The organism is Aeromonas dhakensis (assembly GCF_002285935.1).
In the GTDB taxonomy this organism is placed as follows: domain Bacteria; phylum Pseudomonadota; class Gammaproteobacteria; order Enterobacterales; family Aeromonadaceae; genus Aeromonas; species Aeromonas dhakensis.
In genome coordinates, this window is record NZ_CP023141.1 from 678,550 (window position 1) to 702,346 (window position 23,797).

Here is a 23,797-nt window from a genome sequence, read left to right on the forward strand (position 1 = left end):
GCGGCCACCATCACTTCACCGTGGAGAAATAGCCATGAAGGCAGACGATGTGCAGTGCCCCGAGGCCAATGCTGGCGGGCCCATCAGCCGCGTGCTGGCCCCCATTCGCGGCCACCTGATCGCCGCCGCCCTGCTGGCGGCCATCGGCGCCATGCTGACCCTGGTCCCGCTGGCCGGGATCGCCCACCTGGCGGGCCTGATGCTGGCCGAGGCCGCCGTGCCAGGCGACGCGATCACCGCAGTGCTCGGGATCAGCCTGGCCTGCCTGTTTGGCGGCATGATCCTGCTCAGCGCCGGCGATCTGGTGGCCCACCTGGCCGACAACCGCATCACCGGACAGTTGCGCCTGGCCCTGACCCGGCGCCTGGCCCGGGTGCCCCTCGGCTGGTTCACCGCCCGCGCCTCGGGGGAGGTCAAACAGGCGATGCAGGACGACATCGGCACCCTGCACAGCCTGACGGCCCACTTCTACACCACCCTGGGCCGCTGTAGCGGCGCTGTGCTCATCTCCCTGCTCTACCTCTTCGCCATGGACTGGCGGATGGCCCTCATCGCCCTCTCCCCCTTCCCGCTCTTCTTCCTGTTCTCCGCCCGCGCCCACCGCGCCAGCGCCGCCAACATGCAGCAGTTCGGCGCCGGCATGGCCCGCATCAACAACGCCGTGGTGGAGTTCGTGAGCGGCATCCCCGTGGTCAAGGCCTTCGGCGTGCAGGGCCGGCTGCACACCAGCTACCGCAACGCCATCGATGACTTTGCCCGCGCCTTCACCGACTTCACCCGTCCGCTGGTCGCGGCCATGGCCAACGCCAACGCCATCATGGCCCCCGCCTCGGTCCTCGGGGTGGTGCTGGCCGGCGCCGTGGTGATGGTGCGAACGGGCGCCATGGCGCCGGCCGAGGTGCTGCCCTTTGTGCTGGTCGCACCGGGGCTGTGCGCCCCCCTGATGCTGCTGAGCTACCTCAAGCACGATCTCGGCAGCGCCACCGCGGCTGCCGAACGGCTCCACGCCCTGCTCGCCACCCCGGTATTGACGGAGCCCGCCGCCGGCACCGGTTTGCAGCCGGCCGACAACACCCTGCACCTCGAGCGGGTGAGCTACCGCTACGACGACCAGACCCCGGTGCTCAGCGAGTTGACCGTCACCCTGACCCCGGGCACGGTCACCGCCATCGTCGGCGCCTCCGGGGCCGGCAAATCGACTCTGGCCAGGCTGCTGCTGCGCTTCTTCGACCCGAGCGAGGGGCGCATCACCCTGGGCGGGGTGGACCTGCGCGATCTCGAGAGCCGCGAGCTCTATCGCCACATCGGCTTCGTGCTGCAAGAGGTGCGCCTGGTACACGCCAGCCTGCACGACAACATCGCCCTCGGCCGCCCCGGCGCCAGCCGCCAGGAGGTCGAGGCCGCCGCGCGCCGCGCCAACATCCACGACCGCATTCAGGCCTTGCCTAGGGGCTACGACGCCGTGGTCGGTGAGGACGCCAATCTCTCCGGCGGCGAGCTGCAACGGGTCAGCATCGCCCGCGCCCTGCTGCTCGACCCGCCGGTGCTGGTGCTCGACGAGGCTACCGCCGCCGCCGACGCCGACAACGAGGTGAAACTGCAACAGGCGCTCTCCACCTTCGCCCGCGGCCGCACCCTGGTCGTCATCGCCCACCGGCTCGACACCGTGATGCACGCCGACCGGATCCTGGTACTCGACAACGGCGTCCTGTGCGAACAGGGGCGCCACCACGAACTGCTGGCCCGCCGCGGCCGCTATGCCCGCCTGTGGGAACAGGGGGGATACGACACTCCCACCCAGACCCACATCCCTCATCAGGAGGCCGTCCCCACATGCTGAACACCTTCCTGCGCCTGCTCGGCGACGATGCCGTCCTGCTGCGCCGCTACGGCCTGCTGGCCCTGCTCTACGGCCTGCTCTGCGGCCTGACCCTGGTCTGCCTCATCCCGGTGCTCACGCATCTGCTGCGCGCCGAGACCGACGGCGCCACCGGCTGGCTGCTGGTGCAGCTGATCGGCGTGCTGCTCTGCTGGAACCTGCGCCGCCGGGTGGAAAAGGCTGGCATCGCCGTGGGGATCGCGGTGCTGCGCACCGGCCGCCACGCCCTGGGCGAGCACGTGGGCAGCCTGCCCATCGGCTGGTTCACCCCGGCCAACACAGCCCGCCTCAACCACCTGGCCTCGCAAGGCATGATGGAACTGGCCCAGCTGCCGGCCCACGTCTTCACCCCCCTGCTCGGCGGGGTGATCACCCCGCTGGTGGTGCTGGTAGCCCTGTTTGCCCTCGATGTGCAGCTCGGCCTCATCGCCCTGATCGCCCTGCCGCTGCTGGTGGCGGTCTTCCTGCTCACCACCCGCCTCAACCAGCACGCCGACCAGACCTTCCACCAGCATGCCGCCGATACCAGCCAGCGCATGGTGGAGTTTGCCCAGGCTCAGTCGGTGCTGCGCGCCTTCAACGGCGAGCAGGGGGGCACCCGCTTCCTCGAGCAGGCCATTGCCCAGCAGCAAGCCTCCGGCAGGCAGCTGATCCGGCTCACCGCCCTGGCCTCCGGGCTCAACGTCTGGGCAGTGCAGGCCTGCTTTGCCACCCTGTTGCTGGTGGCCGCCCAGCACCTGGGCGGTGCCGACAGGGAGAGCCTGATCGCCGCCCTGGTGACCCTGGTGCTCATCAACCGCTTCATCGATCCCCTGCTCGACGTGGCCGGCTACAGCGACGTGCTGCGCGGCGCCCGTGCCCAGCTGGCGGCCCTGCAGACCATGTTCGACTACCCGGCCCAGCCGCAGCCGGCCACTCCTGCTACCCCGCTGGATGGCTCAGTGGAACTGCGCGGGGTGCACTTTGGCTATGACCCGGCCCACCCGCGGGTGCTCAAGGGGGTGGATCTGGCGGTGGCGCCCGGCAGCATGACGGCGCTGGTCGGCGCCTCGGGCTCGGGCAAGAGCACTGTGTTGCGGCTCATCGCCCGCTTCTTCGACGTCGACGAGGGGGCCGTGCTGGTGGGAGGGGTGGACGTGCGCGCCATGAGCGGTGAGACCCTGGCCCGCCACATCAGCCAGATCTTCCAGGATGCCTACCTGTTCCAGGGCACCATTGCCGACAACATCCGCATCGGCAAGCCCGAGGCCAGCGACGCCGAGCTGTTGCACGCCGCCCATCAGGCCGGGGTGAGCGAGATAGTCGAGCGCCTGCCGCTCGGGCTCGACACCCAGGTTGGCGAGGGTGGTGCCCGCCTCTCGGGGGGCGAGCGCCAGCGGATCGCCATCGCCCGCGCCCTGCTCAAGGACGCCCCCATCCTGCTGGTGGACGAGGCCACCGCTGCGCTGGATGCGGAGAACCAGGCCGCCATCACAGAGACGCTGGCCCGGCTGCGGGGCAAACGCACCCTGATCGTCATCGCCCACCAGCTCTCGACCGTGGCCATGGCCGATCAGATAGTGGTGCTCGACGATGGCATGGTGTGCGAGCAGGGCCCCCACGCCGTCCTCAGCCGCCAGCCGGGGCGCTATGCCCACTTCCTGGCGCAGCGCGCCAGCGCCAAGGGGTGGCGCCTGACCGGAGAGGACGCGTGAGGGCGCTCCTGCTGCCGGCGACCCTGCTGGTGCTGGCCGCGTGCTCCCTGCTGATCGGGGCGCGCCCCCTCCCGCTGGCGGAGCTCTTCGCCGGGGATGGCCTGCTCACCCTCACCGCCAGTCGCCTGCCGCGGCTGGCGGCGGTGCTGTTGACCGGCGCCGGGCTGGCGGTGGCCGGCGTCATCCTGCAGCAGATAGTGCAGAACCGCTTTGTCGAGCCCGCCACCTCCGGCGGGCTCGACGCCGCCAAGCTCGGCATCCTGATCGCCCTGACCCAGCTGCCCGCCGCCGGCACCACCGGCCGCATGCTGGTGGCGCTCGCCTTCTGCTTTGCCGCCAGCCTGCTGTTCATCGTCATCGTGCGCCGTATCCGCTTCAAGAATACCGTGCTGATCCCGGTGATCGGCCTCATGTATGGCAGCGTGCTGAGCGCCCTCGCCGAGTTCTACGCCTACCAGCACAACATCCTGCAGAGCATCCAGGGCTGGATGCTGGGGGATTTTTCCAAGGTGGTCGAGGGCAACTACGAGATCATCTACCTCATCCTGCCCATCACCCTGCTGACCTATCTCTACGCCCACCGCCTCACCGTGCTCGGCATGGGGGAGGAGGCCGCCGCCAGCCTGGGGCTCGGGTACTCGGCCACCGCCACCCTCGGCCTGCTGCTGGTGGCGGTCACCGTGGCCGCCACCGTCATCACGGTCGGCGCCATCCCCTTCGTCGGGCTGGTGATCCCCAATCTGGTGGTGCTGCGCCACGGCCAGCACCTGAGAAAGACCCTGCCGCTGGTGGCCCTCTACGGTGCCCTGCTGCTGCTGGCGTGCGACCTGCTGAGCCGGCTGCTGATCCACCCCTTCGAGGTGCCCATCGGGCTCACCGCCGGCAGCCTCGGCGGCGTGTTGTTCCTGCTGCTGATCCTCTGGCAGCGCCGATGAGAGAGACTCTTATGCGTTACGGGATCTGGGGGCTGCTGGCCCTGCTCGCCGCGACCTTTGTGCTGTTCGGGTCGGAGCTCGACACCGGCTACATCATCCCCCAGCGGCTGCTGCGCCTGGCCGCCATCACAGTCGCCGGCGTCTGCATCGCGGTCTCGGCCATCAGCTTCCAGACCCTGGCGGACAACCGCATCCTGACCCCCGCCATCATGGGGTACGAGGCGGTCTATCTACTGCTGCAAGCCCTGCTGGTGCTGCTGCTCGGCAGCCAGAGCCTGCTGCTGCTCGGGCGCGAGGAGAACGGCATGTTGTCGCTGCTGCTGATGCTGGGGTACTCGGCCATCATCCACCGCTGGCTGTTCCGGCCCGGGCAGACCGATCTGTTCCAGCTGCTGCTGACGGGGCTGGTGTTGACCATGGTGTTTGGCACCCTGACCCAGTTTGTCCAGCTCAAGACCAGCCCGGGGGAGTTCGCCATCCTGCAGGGGTTCGGCTATGCCTCGTTCAACCGGGCCCAGCCGCTGGAGCTGCTGATGGGGGGCGGTCTGGTCGCCCTGGTCTGTCTCGTCATCGCCCGCCGCCAGGCCGAGCTCGACGTGCTGGCGCTCGGGCGCGAGCAGGCCAGCTCGCTCGGGGTGGATTACCGGCGGGCGGTACGCCTGCACCTGGCGCTCATCGCCGTGCTGGTGGCCATCTCCACCAGCCTGGTCGGCCCCACCGCCTTCATGGGGGTGTTCGTGGCCAACATCAGCTATGCCCTGGCGCGCACCTTCCGACACCGGGTCACCCTGCCGCTCGGCTGCGCCATCGCCATCGCGCTTTTCATCCTGGCCCAGTTCCTGGTGGAGCAGATCTTCAACTACCGCACCACGGTCAGCATCCTCATCAACCTGGTGTGCGGCACCTACTTCCTCGCCCTGATGGTCAAAACCAGAGGATCGCCATGATCTCCCTCGAACAGGTTCACCAGCGCTACGGCGATCGCGCCGTCCTGCGCGACATCACAGTCGACTTCCCGGCCGGCCGGGTCACCTCGCTGATCGGCCCCAACGGCGCCGGCAAGAGCACCCTGCTGATGGCCATGGCCCGTCTGCTGCCCATCAGCCAGGGACGGATACGCCTGGGGGACACCGACCTGCACCGCTTCACCGCCCGTGACTACGCCAAGCGGGTCGCCACCCTGCGCCAGTCGCCGGACGTGGGGCTGCGGCTGACGGTCGACGAGCTGGTCGCCTTCGGCCGCTTCCCCTACAGCCAGGGCAACCTGACCCGGGAAGACCGCATCGCGGTCGACGAGGCCATCGACTTTCTCTCCCTCGCCCCCTTGCGCCGGGCCTACCTCGACGAGCTGAGCGGCGGGCAGCGGCAGCTGGCCTACCTCGCCATGACCGTCGCCCAGCAGACCGACTGCCTGCTGCTCGACGAGCCCCTCAACAACCTCGACATGAAGCACGCGGTGCAGCTGATGCAGGCGATCCGCCGCCTCAGCGACGAGCAGGGGCGTACCCTGATCCTGGTGGTGCACGACATCAACTTCGCCGCCAACTATTCCGATCACATCGTCGCCATGAAGGGGGGCGCGCTTGCGGGCAGCGGCCCGGTCGCCGAGATGGTCACCCCGGCCAACCTGGAGACGCTCTACGACCTGCGCTTCGACATACTGCCGAGCCAGCGCGGCCTGCTGTGCAACTACTTCAACCCAACCCCGTCTGGAGAATTGTTATGAGGATCAATACGATCACCGCAGTGCTGCTGGCCGCCATCGCAGGGCTCACCGGCTGCGACGCCCCCAGGGAGCAGGCCGCCACCGGGGCCGACGGCACCGTGGTCACCGTGACCCACCAGCTCGGCACCACCCGGGTCGTCACCCCGCCCAAGCGGGTGGTGGCCTTCGACATGAGCGAACTCGATACCCTGGATCAGCTGCAGGCCCCGGTGGCCGGCATCGCCAAGGATTACGTGGCGCACTTCCTGCAGCGTTATCGGGACGACCCGGCCGTGATGGACGTGGGCACCACCATCCAGCCCAACCTGGAGCGGCTGCACAAGCTCAAGCCGGATCTCATCCTCATCTCCCCCCTGCAGGCCCAAAGCTACGAGGCGCTGAGCCAGATAGCCCCGACCCTGCACTACGACATCGACATGACCAACCGCGACGGCCACATCCTGGAGGCCGCCAAGGCCCACCTGCTCACCCTCGGCACCCTGCTCGGCCAGGAGGCGCTGGCCAAAGAGAAGGTGCAGCAGATGGACGCCAAGATCGCCGAGGTGCAGGCGCTGACGCGGGATCGCCCGGAAAGAGCGCTGATCGTGCTGCACAACAACGGCGCCTTCACCGCCTTTGGCACCCAATCCCGCTACGGCTTCCTGTTCGACACCCTGGGGGTCAAGCCGGCCGGATTGGAGCGGGACACCGGCATGCACGGCCAACCCATCTCCAACGAGTTCATCCAGCAGGCCGACCCGGACATCCTGTTCGTCATCGACCGCACCGCCGTGATGGAGCGACGCACGGCCATCGACGCCGGCACCCTGGACAACCCGCTACTGCGCCAGACCAAGGCGTGGCGCAACGGCAAGGTGCGCTTCGTCGACCCCGAAACCTGGTACCTCTGCACCGCCAGCTTCACCTGCCTGAACCGCATCGCCGACGAGGTGATGGCCGCCTATCGCAGCTGATCCCCCGTGCCCGGCCAGCACCGGGCATCAATACGCAAATGAGAGTTATTTTTATTTGAGGGTTTGAGAGTGTCATCCGGAAAGCATAAGGAGACAAAAACGCACTCCTCACCCTGAAAGGAATTCTGCATGCAGACATTGCACTCATCCTCCCTTGCCGTGCCGCGCCACGGACTCTCCCGCCTGACGCTGGCCATCCTGGCCGGCCTGCAACTGGGCAGTGCCTGGGCCGCCCCGGCTCCCCGTGAAGAAGCCGCCCCCCGTCCCGACGAGGTCGTCGTGGTGGAGGGTCGCAAGGCCTACGCCGGCGGCCAGGTCGCCGCCGACAACCGGGTCGGCCTGCTCGGTAACAAGCCCTTCCTGGAGACGCCGTTCAACACGGTGAGCTATACCGAGGAGTACATCGAGGATCGCCAGGCCCAGGACATAGGCGCCGTGGCCGGTGCCACCAACCCCTCGGTCTATGTGCCGAGCAAGCGCAGCCTGTTCGAGACCTTCTACATCCGCGGCTTCAACACCAACGCCAACGACATCACCTTCAACGGCCTCATCGGCATGGCGCCGAACATGCGCAGCTCCACCGAGATGGCCGCGCGGGTCGACGTGCTCAAGGGGCCTTCGGTACTGCTCAACGGCATGCCGCCGGATGGCAGCGTGGGCGGCAACATCAACATAGTGCCCAAGCGCGCCGGCAAGACCCCCCTGGCCAAGGTCACCGCCAGCTATGAATCGGACGGCATCGGTGGCGTGCACCTGGACCTGGGTCGCCGTTTCGGCGACGAGCAGCAGTGGGGGGTACGCTTCAACGGCGTCTATCGGGACGGGGACACCGCGGTCAACGACCAGCAGCACAAGATGGAGCTCACCTCGGTCGGGCTGGACTGGCGCGGCGAACGGGCCCGCGCCTCGACCGATCTCTACCGGCAGCACGAGCGGGTGGACGGGGTGAACTACTTCGGCATCTTCTCGGTCGCCAGCCAGGTGACCCAGCTGCCCGAGCCCAAGCGTGGTGACTACTCCCTGGCGCCGGCCTGGGCCTACACCATCAACGACACCAAGGCTGCCGTGCTGCGTGCCGAGTATGACCTGACCGACAACCTCACCGCCTTCATCGCCTGGGGCCAGCGTGACGGCGGCTACAGCGCCCTCATCACCCGCAACACCCTGCTCAATGACGCCGGCGACATCAATGCCATGGCGGCCCGCTCCGAGCGGGACGGTACCCAGCGCTCCGGCGAGGCGGGCCTGCGCGGCACCTTCGGCACCGGCCCGGTCGATCACGCCTGGTCGCTGGCCGCCACCCGCTACACCTCGGAGCAGACCTTCCGGGACAAGATATTCTTCAATCACGCCATGACCAACTACGACCGGCTGGACTTCGGGCCCGCGCCGGATCTCGCCGGGTACGGTGCAGTCACCTCGCGCAGCGAGGCGACCCTGGCGAGCGTGGCGCTGGTCGATACCCTCTCCTTCCTCGATGGCGACCTGCAGTGGACCCTGGGGGCCCGCCGCCAGACGGTCGAGAGCAGCAACTTCAACGGCAGCGGCGACCAGACTGCCCGCTACGAGGAGAGCCGGGTCTCGCCCGCCACCACTCTGCTGATCAAGCTGCGCGACGATTTCGCCGTCTACACCAACTACATCGAGGGGTTGAGCCAGGGGGGCGCAGCGCCGAACACCGCCAGCAATGCCGGCGAGATCATGAAGCCCTATCAGACCAAGCAGTATGAGGTCGGTGCCAAGCTGGATCTGGGCCACTTCGCCCATACCCTGAGCCTGTTCCAGATCGCCAAGCCGAGCGCCTACACAGACCCCAGCTCCAACGTCTACGGGGTCTACGGGGAACAGCGCAACCGCGGCATCGAGTGGGATCTGTTCGGTGAGCTCACCCCCGAGCTGCGCCTGCTGGGCGGGGCCTCCTACACCCAGGCTGAGCTGACCAAGGCGCTCAACGAGAGCAACGTCGGCCACCAGGCCACCGGGGTGCCCAAGTGGATGGCCAAGCTCGGCGCCGAGTACGATCTGGCCGCCGTGCCGGGGCTGACCCTGACCGGCAACACCCAGTTCATCGGCGAGCGGTTCGTCACCGATGACAACCGCCTCTCGCTGCCCTCCTACACCACCTTCGACCTGGGGGCCCGCTACACCATGCGGATCGCCGACCACGCCCTGACCGTGCGGGCCGCGGTGCAGAACCTCACCGGTCGCGACTACTGGATCGGCTCCTGGTCCGGCGGCGACGGCAGCGGCCTCTCCGGCGGCCTGGGGGCGCCACGCACCTTCCAGCTCTCCACCTCGCTCACCTTCTAAGCAGCAGAAAAGCCATTGTCAAAATGGCTTTTCTTTTATGTGCCTCGGATGCCGGCCCGGCCGGCTTGCGCCAGATCGGATTTTCACGCCGTACCGACAGCATCTGACTCACTTGTGCGGTATGCTGTCACGCTCACGATCAACCATGACCTCTGTTGAGGCCTGCCTTATGAAATACCTAGTAGTTCAAACCAAACAGATAGGGGATGTACTGATCTCCACCGCGCTGTGCAACAACCTCAAGCAGAATGACCCAAGCGGCGAGGTTCACTATCTGGTCATGGATTATTGCGCGGGTATGGCGCAGGGCAATCCCAATATCGATCGGCTCATCATCATCGAGAAGGCCAGGCGCAACGAGTGGCGCTACATGAAGGATCTGCTGCTGACCATCCGCCGCGAACGCTACGATGTGGTGGTCAACAGCCAGGGCCAGATGATCGGCCTGCTCAGCTGCCTCTTCTCCGGTGCCCGCCTGCGCATCGGCTTTGACTCCTTCCCCTGGCGGCTCGGCCACAACCGCATCGTTCGTTTTCGCAAGGACACCGAGTTTCAGGGCAACAGCACCCTGGTCGACGACCGCTTCTCGCTGCTCAAGCCGCTCAAGCTGGCCCGCGAGGATCGCAACTACTACCTCTGGCTGAGTGAAGAAGAGAAACGACAAGGAAGGGATACCCTGCTGGCCGCCGGCGTCGACCTGAACCGCCCGCTGATCGCCATGGGCGTCAACTCGCTAGGACACTACAAGCGCTGGCCCATCGACTGCTTCGCCAAGGTCGCCCAGTGGCTGATCGAGCAGCACAATGCCCAGATCCTGATCTACTGCGGGCCGGGGGAGGAGGAGTACAACCGCGGCCTGAAACCGCTGCTGCCCGCCGCCCTGCAAGCCAGCGTCTTCGACCACATCAAGACCCGCTCGGTACGGGAGCTGGTGGGACTGTTTGCCCACTGCCGGCTGTTTGTCGGCAATGACACCGGCCCCCGCCACATGGCGCAGGCCATCGACCTGCCCCTGCTGACCATAGTGGCCCCGGGCGGCGACAAGATCATCGCCAACCCGGTCAACCACCCCCGCTATCAGGCCATCGATGTGTTTGATGCCAAGGGGCCCGGCTTCCAGCTGCCGCAGAACGCGGAGAAGGACTTCATCGACGAAGCCCTGCTGCGCGCCATCACTCCCGAGCTGGTGATTGCACGGCTGACAGCGCTGCCTGATTGGCAAGCAGCCACGCCCTGAAAGTACGCTCGAATTCGGCCAGATCGAGGGAGTTGATATCTTGCTCCCTAGTATTGGCCGAGAACAGCACTGTGGCTGACGGGGAGTTGGGGTGCCACTCCAGGAAGTTCTCGTTGCCGCCACCTATGTCCGGGTTGTAGAGGCCAAGAATGGGCTTGTGCAACCCGGCGGCGATGTGCACCGTCGCCGTGTCCACCGAGATCAACCCCTGACACTGGCGCAGCTGGGCAAACAGCCCGGCCAGCGAGGGCGCATCCGGTGACAGCAGCAGGCGCTCCGGTTGACTCAGGCCGGCCCGGATCCCGGCCACCTCCTCTTCCATGCCCGGCGGATAGAGCAGGCAGATGACGCAAGAGCCAGCCGCCAGCATCTGCTCAATCATCTGGCTGATAAGCTCGGGCCGCAGACGGCGGGAGCTGCCACTGCCGTACGGGTTGAAACAGAGGACCGGCTCGGCCGGCCACCAGCTGGCCAGCGCATCGGGTGGGCTCATGGTCGGGACTATGTATTGCTGATCCGGATTGCTCACGCCGAGCCGCTGCAGCAGCAGGGCGAACTTGTCGGAGAAGTGCATGCCGCTGGAGGCCTTGCCCAGCTTGAGGTTGACCGCCTGCAGGGCGTCGTCCATGCCGGCGACCCAATCCGCCCTGACCTGACTGATGAAGAAGATGTCCTTCATTTTCAGCATCTTGCCAAAATGCACCAGGCACTCCACCTCCCCCAGCGAATGAGCCAGCCGCTTGAGCTGGCCATAGCCCGGCCGCTTGGGCACCTCTATCACCTTGTCCATGCCGAAATGATCGCGAAACAGGGGCGCCATGGCCGCGGTCGTGACGATCCACACCTCCCGCTCCGGGCTGGCGCGCTTGATCTCGCGGGCCACCCAGGACGAGACGATGGCATCGCCCAGTTTGGCATCCCAGCGCAGCAACACTATCTTCCCCTTGCGCTCGTGCAGCGGAGCCGGCCGCTTGCGATCGAACAGCAGCTGCCCCAGCTTGCGGCGAAGAATGTCACGCTGGAGTTGCAGATCGTTGATTAATGACATGAATCCACCAGAAGGGCCGTTGAATTGGGAGAACGATGATACCAGCCTGACGCGGCTAGAGCGCCATCAGGGCATCGACCTGACGACTGATTTCGGCTGGCGACAGGGCCGCCAGCTGGTCCGTGGTCGAGCGCAGGATGATGTTGCGACCCGCCAGCGGGATGAAGGCATCGCGCCAGCGCTCGTTGTTCATCAACACCAGGGTGGGCACCCCGAAGGAAGAGGAGATATGGATGATGGAGGTATCGGTGGAGATGACCCCTCGCGCATCCTTGATAATCTTGGCGGCATCGAGAATGGTGTCGGGAAACAGCGCTCTCATGTCTTGCCGTGAACAGGCCACTGGCTGCCTGGAGAAGACCAGGTAGGAGATCCCCTCATAGGCAGGCAACTGCGCCAGAATCCCGTCGATCTGCGCCTCCGTCATCGAGTTGCCGACCTGGCTGCCCGTCAGGTTGACCAGCAGATAACGGCCATACGCACTGGTATCCAGCTGCTCGTTGCAGGGGGACGGTATGGTGACCGGCACCCCGGTCTGCTCACCGGTCACGCTGAGCATGCGATAGACGAAGTGATCCCGGCTGGGACGTGACGACACTATGGTGGCCTTCTTGTCGAACAGCGGCAGCAACTTCTGCTGCCCTTCGCTCTTGAAGCGCAGGGGCAACGACTGCAAGCGCCCGTTGGCCAGCAACAGCAACTTGGCCATGGCGATATCGTCAGGCTCGTCAAACAGATTGATCACCAGATCATATCGCCGCTGCCTGAGTTCACGCAGCTTGCACCACATGCTCGCCGGCAACAGGGTGTCGTTGAGGGTGATCACGTGGCATTCGTCGATCCCGACGACCGATGCCGCCAGCAGCTGGTTGCGCCGGCTGCACACCAGCTCGAGCCGCGCGGCGGGGTAGATCTCCCTGAGCCTGGCGATGGCGGGCAGGGTAAGAATGAAGTCGCCGATGGCGTCATAACCGACAACCAGCACCCTCTCCACCTGCGCTCCGGCAGGGCATGGGGCGGCGTCAGGCTCTCTGCCAATCAGCCATCTGGCAATGGAATGGGTAAGCAACTTTTTGAGGTTCATGGGTCATCCAGCATGTGTGGCCGCTGCTTTGGCAAGGCCCGCAGGGTGCCGACCCACCGTCGGCACGCTCCGCCCTATTTCAGATAGTGGCCGTAGGCCCTGTCATCTATGGTGGTGGTGAACAGATCCACATCCAGACAGCTGGGTTCCACCCCGGATGCGGTCAGGCCGTTGAGCTGCAGGCGGCCGGTCAGATAGTCGGAAGGCATCCGCAGCGGATAGGCGCACTGCAACAGCTTCTTGGCCCCGGTCAGGCTCAGCACATACCCTGCGGTAGAGAGCACACCTCGTTTGGAGGTGCGGCTGGGGGTCAGGTATCTGGCGAGTCGATAACCACCCGGCAGGGATGACAGGAACGGCCAGCGTTTGGCTTTACCATGGTGCAGGAAGACGATTTCCGATTTGCAGGAGTGCACTATGGCCTCGATGATGGCCTTGCTGTGCATGTGCAGGTAGATGTCATCCTCCAGCACCACGCAGCGCTCAATGCCCTCGGCGACGATGCGCTCATAAAGCCGGATATGGCTCATGGCACAACCTATCTCGCCAAAACTCAGCGCATGGCCGCACACCTCCTTGGCCAGTTCAAAATCCACCTTGGCCAGTTCGGCACTGCTCAACGCCTTCCCGTCGGTTGCGTCTACAAATTCGAAATCTATGCCCAAATGCGCCATCTGCTGGACAACCATCGCCCGTCGCTCAACGCTGCGAGCCAAACTGATGACAAAAACTGGAATCATGACGTACGGGTATCCTTTTTCAACTCATGGGCAAACCAGATGAAAACCAGGCTGAGCGTGTACAGATAGAGCACCCCTTGATGCTCAAACGGCACATCACTCAATGAATTAACTGAAAACGCCAGCGGCACCAGCACTCCGGCGGAAATCTTGCTGATGTTGGTCGCGGCAAGGTAGAGAGGCCAACCCAGAAAAACCAGCAGCGCGACAAAGCCGATGCCGCCCCGGATCACCAGGTTCTGCATGTACTGGTTATGGGAATGAGCCAGCGCCGGATGAAAGATCAGCTCGGAAATCTGATGGTTGTTGACCTGCGTCTGCTTCAGCGCATCAAAACCATCGGTACCCACCCCGACAACCGGCGAATCCAGAAAGCCCAGCCAGGCGCTCTGCCAGGCAATCACCCGCAGGCCCCAGGAGGAATCAAAAGAGCCGTTTTCTGCCGATTTAAGATCCGACACGGCTTCGGCAACCCGCACCTGTACCAGCTGGTTGGTCTGATAGATGGCGCCTGTCGTGGCCATGCAGAGCACGGCGACGGCAATGTATTTCCACGGTTTGAAGTAGGCCTTGTAGCAGATGACGTAGGCGAGAATGATCCCGAAGGCGAGCCAGACCCCCCGACTCTGGGAGAGATACAGTGCAAACAGGGCAGCGAGCAGGCCAACCAGAGCCCCCCCTCTCAGCCAGGCGGCCAGTTGCCCCTGCTGAAAGACAAACCAGTTGAGAATCGCCAGGGCAAATGCCGCCTGCGAGAAGAGAATGGCATTGGTGAACCCCTCCACCCTGACGATACCGTGATGGTACTGCCAGAAGCTGAGGATCCCGAGCCCGACGCCACCCAGCACGATGGCCAGGTACCCCAGCATCAGCAGCACGGGTTTGCGCGGCATCATCAGCGCGAAGACAGCGACATAAAACAGCCCCCGCATCACCCCGTACTGATCGCCATGGATCAACCGGTTCACGAAGATCATGACGGCGTACACCAGCAGGCCCCAGAGAATCCGGCGATCCCTGAGCCCAACATCCCGCTGCTTGCCGACAAAGTAGTTCAACAGACCGAAGATCCCGGTCACCGCCAGCAGGTTGGACTGCATGCTCTGGCCGACGGGCACCAGAAACAGGCCGCAAAAGGCAAAGATGATGGTCAGTCCGAACAGGGCTGTCGTCACCTTATCGAGCAAAACGAGGCTTCTGCTGAGCATCAATCACGATTTCCTGAAGACATAGTTACCCCGGATCTTGCGCCACAAGCCAAACACATCGGTACGCGGGAAGATGGCGATGCGGCGGATCCGGAAGGGGTCCTGGTGCATGGCTCTGGGCCCGCTGTTGGTGGCCACGGCAAAACGATAGCCCGCCGCCATCGCCTGCGCCTTGGCGCTCTCATCCATATCCCCATAAGGGTAGGCGAACGACAGCAAAGGGTGGCCAAGCAGAGTCTCGAGTTGCCGCTTGTTCTCTTGTATTTCATGGGCTTGCTGCTCGGGTGCAAGCTTGCTCAACCTGGGGTGGGTCAGGGTATGACCGCCGATCTCCACATGGCCGGAGGCCACCAGCGCCTTGAGCTGCTCGCCATTCATCAGATCCACCCGGGTGTCCGGGTTGCTCGCCTGCTCCACGTCCCAGCGGTTATACCCTTCCCCCGTGACCACGTATACCACGGCTTTGTAACCATATTTTTCCAGCAGCGGCAGCATGCGGGTCAGGTTGTCCTGATAGCCGTCGTCAGCCGTGATCATCAGGTATCTCTTGCCGTATTGCAGACGATGGATGAACCCCTTGTCCGCCAGGTCGCGAAACGTCAGGGTCTCATAACCCAGCCACTTCATCAGGCGCAGGTGCTTCTCGAACATGGCGATCGGCATCCAGGTACCATGCACCCCCTTCTCGCTCTCGTGCTCGATGAAGCGGTGGTACATGATGACCGGCATCTCGCGGCGCAGGGTTTCGACCACCGCATCCTGATAGATGGACTCCAGGCCGGAGACTACCCCCGCCAAGCCATACTCGGCCTGAATGCGCTGACGGATAACGTCGGAGATGCTGCCGCTGGCCAGGGCCGGGGCAATCTGCGTCTTCAGCGCGGCAAAATCGATAGCCAGATCCCTGGGGCCTATGTCGCCGAAGTTGCTGGCCAGCGCCTCATCCAGATTCTGCCCGGTCACCAGGCCGATGGCCTTGGCCTCGCCGATGGCAAACGCCGGACGACCGCACAACAGGGCTTCCATCGCTACCCGACCGGCACCGATCACCAGATCGCATTGCGCCATCAGGGCAGGGATATCCTCTACGTAACCGACGAAATCGACCCGGTCACGAAAACGCACGAAGCGCTCGGGCAGCTGGCTGCCACTCACCACCTTCACCTGGCAGGCATCCAGATCCAGCACTTCATCCAGCAACCGGTAGCAGAGCTCCCCCTTGGGGCCGCTGAGCCGACCTATGATGGCGATCACCGGCTTGGCGTTGTCCGGAGCCGGCACGGGCTGGAACTTGTCGGTCTCGATGCCGTTGCGCAGCACCTGTACGATGGCCGGATCCACCCCCAGATTGTCGATGATCTGGCTGGCGATATCTTCGCACACCGCCACCGCCCGAAAACCGAGGGCATGAAAAGCCTTGCGGGAGGCATGCACCGGCTGGCGCCCGTGTACCGTGGTGATCATGGGAGTGCCGGTCAGCTTGCAGGCCACATAGCTGCTCCAACCGGAGGCGCGGGAGTGGGCGTGCACCAACTGGATATGATGCTTCTTGATGAGGTAGACGAGGTAAAACACGTGCCAGAAGCGGCGCAGTATGCTGCGCTTGTTGAATCGCAGCTTGAATACCTGGCCCAGCGTGGGCTTGGTCAGAGTGTCCGATACGTAGAAAACCTGGTGGCCACGCCGGGTCAATTCGTTACCGACCGTGGTGGCATAGACCTCAGCTCCCGTCACTTCGAGCTGGGAGAGTGCCATCAATATATTCATGGGAGGGTATCCGAACGACGGGTGGCCAGCAGCCACCCGTCAGAGGGGGATCAAGCCCGGTTCAACCAGGCCATGTAGTCGGCCACGCCTTCGGCCACGGTCTTGAACTCGGCGTCATAGCCGACACCGCGCAGCTTGGTCATGTCCGCCTGGGTGAAGCTCTGATAACGGCCCTTGAGGTGATCCGGGAAGGGAATGTACTCGACTGCGCCCTTCTGGTGATGCTTGATCACCGCCTCGGCCACGTTCTGGAACGGCTCGGCACGACCGGTACCGCAGTTGAAGATGCCGGAGTGCTGCGGATTCTGCCAGAACCAGAGGTTCACCTTGCAGACGTCATCCACATAGATGAAGTCGCGCATCTGACCGCCGTTGGGGAAACCGTCGCAGCCTTCGAACAGCTTGGGATTTTCGCCCTTCTTCACCTGGGTGTTGAGGTGGAAGGCAACCGAGGCCATGGAGCCCTTGTGCTGCTCGCGCGGGCCATAGACGTTGAAGTACTTGAGGCCGACTACCTGAGAGTTGATCTCCGGCATCCAGCGGCGCACATACTGGTCGAACAGCTGCTTGGAGTAACCGTAGACGTTGAGCGGCTGCTCGAACTTGGGATCTTCGATGAAGTTGTCGTTGCGCCCGCCGTAGGTCGCGGCGGAAGAGGCGTAGATGAACGGAATTTCCCGCTCGATGCAGTAGTGGAACAGATCCTTGGAGTACTCGTAGTTGACCTCCATGATGAACTTGCCGTTCCACTCGGTGGTGGCGGAGCAGGCACCTTCGTGGAAGATCACCTCGATGCCGTCCCACTCTTCAAACTCGTCACCGGAGACGATCCGCGCCTGGAACTCATCCTTATCCATGTAATCGGCAATGGTCAGATCGACCAGATTGACGAACTTGGTGCCGTCGGTCAGATCATCGATGACCACGATGTCGGTCCGTCCTTGAGCGTTCAGCTGCTTGACCAGATTGCTGCCGATAAAGCCAGCACCGCCAGTTACTACGATCATGGAGTTTGCCTCGCGTACGTTGATGGTCACATGTGACTGCCTGTTAAAGCTGTGTATAGTGAGCCAATTTAAAATTGCCGAAAAGTTTATCACGGGCCGCAGGGGGATTCGACCTTGACGAGATCGCCCCCGGGACCCGGCAGAGGGAGCAGCGATGAAAACCAGAGACAGGATCATTCACAGCGCCACCGAGCTGTTCAACGACCAGGGTGAGCGCAACATCACCACCAACCACATTGCCGCCCACCTCGGCATCAGCCCGGGCAACCTCTATTACCACTTTCGCAATAAAGAAGACATCATCCACTCCATCTTCGACCAGTACGCCCGTCACCTGAGCGAGAGCTTCACGCCGGCCCGCAGCGACGAGATCAAGCTGGAAAACCTGATGGGCTATCTGGATGCCATCTTCTATCTGATGTGGCAGTTCCGCTTTTTCTACGCCAACCTGCCGGACATTCTCAGTCGCGACGAGCCGCTGCAGCAGAAGTACCTCAAGGCCCAGGAGCAGCTACGCGCCGCCGTGGTGGCCCTGCTCAGAAGCCTGCGCGAGGGCGGCATCATAGACGTCAGCGACGAGGATCTGCCGGATCTGGGCCAGACCATCAAGATGGTGGTGACCTGCTGGATCCCGTTCCAGATCGCCCAGGCTCCCAGCACCCGCATCACCAAGCCACTGCTCTATCAGGGCGTCTTGCGGGTGCTGTTTCTGCTGCGCCCCTATGTGCAGCCGCAGGTGGCCGAACAGATCCGCCAGCTGGAGCAGCATTACCGTCAACTGGCCCAACCAGCTGGGTGAGATCTGTTTCACATTTGTTGAACATCAGCACAATAATTTGAATTCGCCGCAACAGATTGCAGTAAAATGTCGTCCTCTGTTGATACGCAGCTGAAATAGCCAATGAGGATCGAGGATGTCTAACGGATTCTATCGTCACCTGACCGAGCAGCTTGAGCAGGTCCAGGCTGAAGGATTGTACAAGCAGGAACGCGTCATCACCTCGGCCCAGCAGGCCCGGATTGCGGTGGGCGGCGAGCAGGTGCTGAACTTCTGTGCCAACAACTATCTGGGGCTGGCCAACCACCCCGATCTGATCGAAGCGGCCCACCAGGGGCTGGACAGCCACGGCTTCGGCATGGCCTCGGTCCGTTTCATCTGCGGCACCCAGGATCAGCACAAGGCGCTGGAGCAGAAGCTGTCAGCCTTCCTCGGCACCGAAGACACCATCCTCTACTCTTCCTGCTTCGATGCCAACGGCGGTCTGTTCGAGACGCTGTTCGGCGCCGAAGACGCCATCATCTCCGATGCCCTCAACCACGCCTCCATCATCGATGGGGTGCGGTTGTGCAAGGCCAAGCGCTATCGCTACGCCAACAATGACATGGCCGAACTGGAAGCCCAGCTCAAGCAGGCCGATGCCGATGGTGCCCGCTTCAAGCTGATCGCCACCGACGGCGTCTTCTCCATGGATGGCGTCATCGCCGACCTCAAATCCATCTGCGATCTGGCTGACAAGTACGATGCGCTGGTGATGGTGGATGACTCCCATGCCGTCGGCTTCATCGGCGAGAACGGCCGCGGCACCCACGAATACTGTGGCGTGATGGAGCGGGTCGACATCATCACCGGCACCCTGGGCAAGGCGCTCGGCGGCGCCTCCGGCGGTTACACCTCCGGCAAGAAAGAGGTGATCGACTGGTTGCGTCAGCGCTCCCGCCCCTATCTCTTCTCCAACTCGCTGGCACCCTCCATCGTCGCCGCCACCATCAAGGTGATCGACATGCTGGCCGACGGCCACGACCTGCGTGCCCGCCTGAAGGAGAACAGCCAGTACTTCCGCGAGCGGATGAGCGCCGCCGGCTTTACCCTGGCCGGCGCCGATCACGCCATCATCCCGGTGATGCTGGGAGACGCCAAGCTGGCAGCCGAGATGGCGAGCCGCATGCTGGCCGCCGGCATCTATGTGGTGGGCTTCTCCTTCCCGGTCGTGCCCAAGGGCCAGGCCCGCATCCGCACCCAGATGTCCGCCGCCCATACCCGCGAACAGCTGGACCAGGCCATCGATGCCTTCATTCGCATCGGCCGCGAACTCGGCATCATCTGATTTGAATCAAGGGGCCCGGCGCCCCTTTTTTCTGCGCTCATCGTGAAGGAACAACCATGAAAGCACTCTCCAAACTGCACAAAGAAGTCGGCATCTGGATGACAGACGTACCGGCCCCCGAACTGGGCCACAACGATCTGCTGATCAAGATCCGCAAGACCGCCATCTGTGGCACCGATATCCACATCTACAACTGGGACGAATGGTCGCAGAAGACCATCCCGGTGCCCATGGTGGTCGGCCACGAATATGTCGGTGAAGTGGTCGCCGTAGGCCAGGAAGTGCGCGGCTTCGCGGTCGGTGACCGGGTCTCCGGCGAAGGCCACATCACCTGCGGCCACTGCCGCAACTGCCGTGCCGGTCGCACCCACCTGTGCCGCAACACCATAGGGGTCGGCGTCAACCGCCCCGGCGCTTTTGCCGAGTACCTGGTGATCCCGGCCTTCAACGCCTTCAAGCTGCCGGACAACATCCCGGATGAGCTGGCCGCCATCTTCGATCCGTTTGGCAACGCGGTGCACACCGCCCTCTCCTTCGACCTGGTGGGTGAAGACGTGCTGATCACCGGCGCCGGCCCCATCGGCATCATGGCTGCTGCCGTCTGCCGTCATGTGGGAGCCCGTCACGTGGTGATCACCGACGTCAACGAGTACCGGCTCGAGCTGGCCCGCAAGATGGGCGCCACCCGCTCCGTCAACGTGGCCAAGGAGCAGCTCTCCGACGTGATGAGCGAGCTTGGCATGACCGAGGGGTTCGACGTGGGGCTGGAGATGTCCGGCGTCCCCTCCGCCTTCCAGGACATGATCGACAAGATGAACCACGGCGGCAAAATCGCCATGCTCGGCATTCCCCCCGCCACCATGGCCATCGACTGGGGCAAGGTGATCTTCAAGGGACTGTTCATCAAGGGGATTTACGGCCGCGAGATGTTCGAAACCTGGTACAAGATGGCGAGCCTCATCCAGTCCGGGCTCGATCTCTCCCCCATCATCACCCACCGCTTCCACATCGACGACTTCCAGCAGGGCTTCGATGCCATGCGCTCCGGCCAGTCCGGCAAGGTGATCCTCAGCTGGGACAAATAAGCCTTTCAGCACGTCAATCAGATGAAACCCGGTGAAAACCGGGTTTCTTTTTTGCAGGCCGGCCTCGCCAGTTTGTGATCCGACGAAGAAACTTTGCACGCAGAGTGCTTAACACTTCACACACAAGCGTTTAAATGGCTGTAACTATTCGGTTATAATCCAGTCGTTTTCTAGGGATAATAAAAGCCTGCTGGGAGTACATGAGCGTGTTGAAAAAACTGAGCTATTTGCTGGCGGTCGGGATGACGGCCGCCAGTTTGTCCGGTGCCGTGCTGGCTGCCGATGATATGTCGCCGGAGGCCATTGCCGAGCGCATCAAGCCGGTCGGTCAGGTCTACACCGCCAAGGATCTGGAAGGGATTGCGACCGCAGGCGCAGCCCCTGCGGCGGCCGCGTCATCCGGCCCGCGCGACGGTGAAGCCGTGTTCAAGGGCGCCTGCTTCGCCTGTCACGATGCCGGCATCGCCGGCGCGCCCAAGCGCGGCGACAAGGCTGCCTGGGAGCCTCGTATCGCCCAAGGCATTGAAACACTTAAGAAACATGCCATTGCCGGCTTCGCAGGCAAGACCGGCGTCATGCCACCCAGAGGGACTTGCGCCACCTGTAGCGATGAAGAGATCGAAAACGCCATTCACTACATGATCGACAAGCTCTAAGTGATTGAAAGGGCCGCATATGCGGCCCTTTCAATCTGATGACTTCCGACTACTCTTTGAAGGGTAGATAAATCGGGAGTCACTCATGTCAGCGCAACCCACAGCACCACATTACTCGACTCCCTTGCTGGCGTTGGTTTCCGCTATTATGGATTTCCCCGCCCCCTCCGTCGCCACTACCAAAGATTACGACACCCTGATCCAGCAGCTGAACCAGCTCTGCCCGTTGCAACATTTCGGCATGCTCGGCCTGTCGGAAGCCGGACTGCACTGGGTGTGTGAATACCAGGTCCCCGACAGCTTCAAACTGCAGCTGGGGCTGGAAGAGTCACGCATCACGGATCAACTGGCCCAGCTGGACGAAGCCGAGGGTTGGTGCACCCTGCCGGTCGAGCACGGTCAGATCCAGTGGTTGCTGGCCTGCTGCCAGCCCAAGGAGCTGCCGACGCTGCGCCTGTTGCTGGAGTGCCTGGCCAAACGGCTGAACGAGACCCAGGCTGGCTCCCAGCTGTCAGAGCTGGCCTCGCCGCTCATTCGCAAGGATCCGGACTGGCAGAGAAAGATCGAGAGCATCAACCGCATCATCCGGCTGGCCAACACCCTGCCCAGCCAGGCGCTCTTCTCCCAGCTCGAGGCTGTGTTGCGCCAGATGCTCGCCATTCAGGACATGCTGCTGGTACGCATCGACAGCCACCGGCTCGAGAAGATCTACCCGGAACTGCCCCACCACAGCGACGAATTCATCACCGGGCTCTGCCACAGCACCAACAACATTGAGCAGCACAAGGAGCAGCTTTACTGGTACAGCCAGCCGCTGCGTCTCCAGCAGCAGTACTTCGCCCACTTCCTCATCAGCCTGCAACAGCCGCTGGAAACCGACGACCGGCTGTTTCTCGACTTTCTGCGCAGCCAGCTGACCCTGCTGCTGGAGCTGAGACGGATCCGCCAGCAGCTGCACGACATCAACTCGGAAGACTCCATCAACCAGCGGCTGCAGCAGTTGCGCCAGACCAACCTCAGGCTGCAGAAGCAGCTGAAGCAGCACCAGGAGCTGGAACGCCGGCTGCAGTTCGATGCCCTGCACGACCCGCTGACCCAGTTGCCCAACCGGGCGTTGTTGATGAACCACCTCAACCACGCCATGACCCACTTTCACCGCTACAAGTCGCCCGGGTTTTCACTGATCTTCATCGATGTGGACCACTTCAAGCAGGTCAACGACACTCTCGGCCACAGCGCCGGCGACCAGCTGCTCAAGGAGATGAGCCGCCGCCTGCAAACCTGCATCCGACAAAACGACATGGTGGCCAGGCTGGGGGGGGACGAGTTCGTCATCTATCTGGACAGCAGCAAGACCGAGGAAGATATCAGCCCGGTGCTCAACCGCATCATCAGCCGCCTCTCCTATCCCTTCCGGCTGATGGGCAACGAACTCGGCATCACGGTGAGTCTCGGAGTGGCCAGCGTGTCGGAACAGACATCCGACATCAGCCAGCTGCTGCATCAGGCCGATCTGGCCATGTACCAGGCCAAGCGCAACGGCCGCAGCCGCATTGTCAGCTATTCGGAGGAGTGTTCGGCCCAGACCTGGGCCTCACCGGAGGAGATGCTGGCCAGAGCGCTGCGGGCAGGCCGCATCGTGCCCTATTTCCAGCCGGTGATCCGGCTCAAGGACAGCCGCCTGACCGGGCTGGAGGTCATGGCACGCTGGATCACCGAAGAGGGGGTGCTCAAGGACGCATTCGACTTCATCCCGCTGGCGGAGCAGTGTGGCCTCATTCAGGAGCTGGATTACCAGATCCTGCGCCACACCTGCCAGCAGCTGAAGGAGTGGCTGCCGCTCTCCGGCCAGAGCAAGTTCAAGGTGGCCATCAACCTGTCCGGCAAACATCTGGTCAGCCATGAACAGATCATGCAACTGGTCGAGATCATCGAATCCGAGGGGATCTCCCCCGGCTATCTGATTTTCGAATTCAACGAGCGCGAGTTGTCACGGCAGGATTCCGACGCCCTCACCTCACTGCACGAGCTGAGGGCCAAGGGCATCCAGATCAGCCTGGATGATTTCGGTACCGGCTTCTCTTCCCTCAATGCCCTGTTCCACTTCCCGGTAGACTACATCAAGGTGGATGACAGCTTCACCCATCGCATGCTGCAATCTCCCAAGGATCTTGCCCTCATTCGCGCCATGCGCGACATCTGCCAGGATCTGGACTTCACCTTGGTGGTGGAAGGGATAGAGAACCAGCAGCAACTGCAGAAGCTGATCGACCTGGGCTGCCTGATGGGCCAGGGGCGCTACATTTCACCACCCATGCCGGGCGCCGACATCACGCCCCTGCTGACCCAGAGCAAATAAGCGG

General features: G+C 63.5%; 19 protein-coding genes. 13 read left to right on the top strand and 6 right to left on the bottom strand.

Going from position 1 to position 23,797, the window contains the following annotated elements; translation table 11 throughout:
* The first annotated feature begins 34 nt into the window (after positions 1–34).
* The 8 genes from CK627_RS03425 to CK627_RS03460 all read left to right on the top strand — a co-directional run bounded on the left by CK627_RS03425 (position 35) and on the right by CK627_RS03460 (position 10,734).
* Complete coding sequence (locus tag CK627_RS03425) at positions 35–1,840, top strand: ABC transporter ATP-binding protein (protein ID WP_095591687.1); 1,806 nt, start codon at positions 35–37, stop codon at positions 1,838–1,840.
* On the top strand, positions 1,834–3,573 hold the full coding sequence (locus CK627_RS03430; RefSeq protein WP_095591688.1) for an ABC transporter ATP-binding protein: 1,740 nt from the start codon (positions 1,834–1,836) through the stop codon (positions 3,571–3,573). Before CK627_RS03425 ends, CK627_RS03430 begins: the two co-directional genes overlap by 7 nt.
* Positions 3,570–4,508, top strand: a complete 939-nt coding sequence (locus tag CK627_RS03435) for an ABC transporter permease (protein ID WP_095591689.1) — start codon at positions 3,570–3,572, stop codon at positions 4,506–4,508. Before CK627_RS03430 ends, CK627_RS03435 begins: the two co-directional genes overlap by 4 nt.
* Positions 4,509–4,519: 11 nt before the next feature.
* Positions 4,520–5,455, top strand: coding sequence for an iron chelate uptake ABC transporter family permease subunit (locus CK627_RS03440; RefSeq protein ID WP_095591690.1), 936 nt, complete (start codon positions 4,520–4,522; stop codon positions 5,453–5,455).
* On the top strand, positions 5,452–6,234 hold the full coding sequence (locus CK627_RS03445; protein WP_095591691.1) for an iron ABC transporter ATP-binding protein: 783 nt from the start codon (positions 5,452–5,454) through the stop codon (positions 6,232–6,234). The genes CK627_RS03440 and CK627_RS03445 overlap by 4 nt, the downstream gene beginning before the upstream one ends.
* Positions 6,231–7,187 (top strand): siderophore ABC transporter substrate-binding protein, encoded by a 957-nt coding sequence (locus tag CK627_RS03450; protein ID WP_095591692.1) that lies wholly within the window; start codon positions 6,231–6,233, stop codon positions 7,185–7,187. Before CK627_RS03445 ends, CK627_RS03450 begins: the two co-directional genes overlap by 4 nt.
* A 129-nt stretch (positions 7,188–7,316) precedes the next feature.
* Positions 7,317–9,497: a TonB-dependent receptor gene (locus tag CK627_RS03455; protein ID WP_095591693.1), complete on the top strand. Its 2,181-nt coding sequence runs from the start codon at positions 7,317–7,319 to the stop codon at positions 9,495–9,497.
* A gap of 169 nt (positions 9,498–9,666) precedes the next feature.
* Positions 9,667–10,734, top strand: a complete 1,068-nt coding sequence (locus CK627_RS03460; RefSeq protein WP_095591694.1) for a glycosyltransferase family 9 protein — start codon at positions 9,667–9,669, stop codon at positions 10,732–10,734.
* Here the strand turns inward: CK627_RS03460 and CK627_RS03465 are convergent.
* The 6 genes from CK627_RS03465 to rfaD form a co-directional block, all read right to left on the bottom strand.
* Positions 10,670–11,782, bottom strand: coding sequence for a glycosyltransferase family 9 protein (locus tag CK627_RS03465; RefSeq protein WP_095591695.1), 1,113 nt, complete (start codon positions 11,780–11,782; stop codon positions 10,670–10,672). The genes CK627_RS03460 and CK627_RS03465 overlap by 65 nt on opposite strands.
* A 55-nt stretch (positions 11,783–11,837) precedes the next feature.
* Entirely contained in the window at positions 11,838–12,866 is a 1,029-nt protein-coding gene (locus CK627_RS03470; protein ID WP_167385257.1) for a glycosyltransferase family 9 protein, read from the bottom strand.
* A 74-nt stretch (positions 12,867–12,940) separates the two neighbouring features.
* On the bottom strand, positions 12,941–13,606 hold the full coding sequence (locus tag CK627_RS03475) for a glycosyltransferase family 25 protein (protein ID WP_005306929.1): 666 nt from the start codon (positions 13,604–13,606) through the stop codon (positions 12,941–12,943).
* Positions 13,603–14,817 (bottom strand): O-antigen ligase family protein, encoded by a 1,215-nt coding sequence (locus CK627_RS03480; RefSeq protein ID WP_095591697.1) that lies wholly within the window; start codon positions 14,815–14,817, stop codon positions 13,603–13,605. The genes CK627_RS03475 and CK627_RS03480 overlap by 4 nt, the downstream gene beginning before the upstream one ends.
* On the bottom strand, positions 14,818–16,581 hold the full coding sequence (locus CK627_RS03485; RefSeq protein WP_095591698.1) for a bifunctional glycosyltransferase family 4 protein/polysaccharide deacetylase: 1,764 nt from the start codon (positions 16,579–16,581) through the stop codon (positions 14,818–14,820).
* Positions 16,582–16,631: 50 nt separating this feature from the next.
* On the bottom strand, positions 16,632–17,588 hold the full coding sequence (gene rfaD / locus CK627_RS03490) for an ADP-glyceromanno-heptose 6-epimerase (RefSeq protein WP_005306938.1): 957 nt from the start codon (positions 17,586–17,588) through the stop codon (positions 16,632–16,634).
* A 154-nt stretch (positions 17,589–17,742) separates the two neighbouring features.
* Between rfaD and CK627_RS03495 the strand changes: the two genes are divergently transcribed.
* The 5 genes from CK627_RS03495 to CK627_RS03515 all read left to right on the top strand — a co-directional run bounded on the left by CK627_RS03495 (position 17,743) and on the right by CK627_RS03515 (position 23,793).
* A complete protein-coding gene (locus tag CK627_RS03495; protein ID WP_005306940.1) occupies positions 17,743–18,387 on the top strand; it encodes a TetR/AcrR family transcriptional regulator in 645 nt (214 codons plus the stop codon).
* A gap of 115 nt (positions 18,388–18,502) precedes the next feature.
* A complete protein-coding gene (locus CK627_RS03500) occupies positions 18,503–19,693 on the top strand; it encodes a glycine C-acetyltransferase (RefSeq protein WP_010635674.1) in 1,191 nt (396 codons plus the stop codon).
* A gap of 56 nt (positions 19,694–19,749) precedes the next feature.
* Complete coding sequence (gene tdh / locus CK627_RS03505) at positions 19,750–20,778, top strand: L-threonine 3-dehydrogenase (RefSeq protein WP_095591699.1); 1,029 nt, start codon at positions 19,750–19,752, stop codon at positions 20,776–20,778.
* A gap of 200 nt (positions 20,779–20,978) precedes the next feature.
* Entirely contained in the window at positions 20,979–21,434 is a 456-nt protein-coding gene (locus tag CK627_RS03510) for a c-type cytochrome (protein WP_017786998.1), read from the top strand.
* 85 nt (positions 21,435–21,519) lie between these two features.
* On the top strand, positions 21,520–23,793 hold the full coding sequence (locus CK627_RS03515) for a putative bifunctional diguanylate cyclase/phosphodiesterase (protein WP_095591700.1): 2,274 nt from the start codon (positions 21,520–21,522) through the stop codon (positions 23,791–23,793).
* The last annotated feature ends 4 nt before the right edge of the window (positions 23,794–23,797 follow it).

Bases quoted from the DNA above. Each gene is read 5' to 3' on its own strand.
- CK627_RS03425 (WP_095591687.1), top strand. From the start codon at position 35: ATGAAGGCAGACGATGTGCAGTGCCCCGAGGCCAATGCTGGCGGGCCC.
- CK627_RS03430 (WP_095591688.1), top strand. From the start codon at position 1,834: ATGCTGAACACCTTCCTGCGCCTGCTCGGCGACGATGCCGTCCTGCTG.
- CK627_RS03440 (WP_095591690.1), top strand. From the start codon at position 4,520: ATGCGTTACGGGATCTGGGGGCTGCTGGCCCTGCTCGCCGCGACCTTT.
- CK627_RS03445 (WP_095591691.1), top strand. From the start codon at position 5,452: ATGATCTCCCTCGAACAGGTTCACCAGCGCTACGGCGATCGCGCCGTC.
- CK627_RS03450 (WP_095591692.1), top strand. From the start codon at position 6,231: ATGAGGATCAATACGATCACCGCAGTGCTGCTGGCCGCCATCGCAGGG.
- CK627_RS03455 (WP_095591693.1), top strand. From the start codon at position 7,317: ATGCAGACATTGCACTCATCCTCCCTTGCCGTGCCGCGCCACGGACTC.
- CK627_RS03460 (WP_095591694.1), top strand. From the start codon at position 9,667: ATGAAATACCTAGTAGTTCAAACCAAACAGATAGGGGATGTACTGATC.
- CK627_RS03465 (WP_095591695.1), bottom strand. From the start codon at position 11,782: ATGTCATTAATCAACGATCTGCAACTCCAGCGTGACATTCTTCGCCGC.
- CK627_RS03470 (WP_167385257.1), bottom strand. From the start codon at position 12,866: ATGAACCTCAAAAAGTTGCTTACCCATTCCATTGCCAGATGGCTGATT.
- CK627_RS03475 (WP_005306929.1), bottom strand. From the start codon at position 13,606: ATGATTCCAGTTTTTGTCATCAGTTTGGCTCGCAGCGTTGAGCGACGG.
- CK627_RS03485 (WP_095591698.1), bottom strand. From the start codon at position 16,581: ATGAATATATTGATGGCACTCTCCCAGCTCGAAGTGACGGGAGCTGAG.
- rfaD (WP_005306938.1), bottom strand. From the start codon at position 17,588: ATGATCGTAGTAACTGGCGGTGCTGGCTTTATCGGCAGCAATCTGGTC.
- CK627_RS03495 (WP_005306940.1), top strand. From the start codon at position 17,743: ATGAAAACCAGAGACAGGATCATTCACAGCGCCACCGAGCTGTTCAAC.
- CK627_RS03500 (WP_010635674.1), top strand. From the start codon at position 18,503: ATGTCTAACGGATTCTATCGTCACCTGACCGAGCAGCTTGAGCAGGTC.
- tdh (WP_095591699.1), top strand. From the start codon at position 19,750: ATGAAAGCACTCTCCAAACTGCACAAAGAAGTCGGCATCTGGATGACA.
- CK627_RS03510 (WP_017786998.1), top strand. From the start codon at position 20,979: ATGAGCGTGTTGAAAAAACTGAGCTATTTGCTGGCGGTCGGGATGACG.
- CK627_RS03515 (WP_095591700.1), top strand. From the start codon at position 21,520: ATGTCAGCGCAACCCACAGCACCACATTACTCGACTCCCTTGCTGGCG.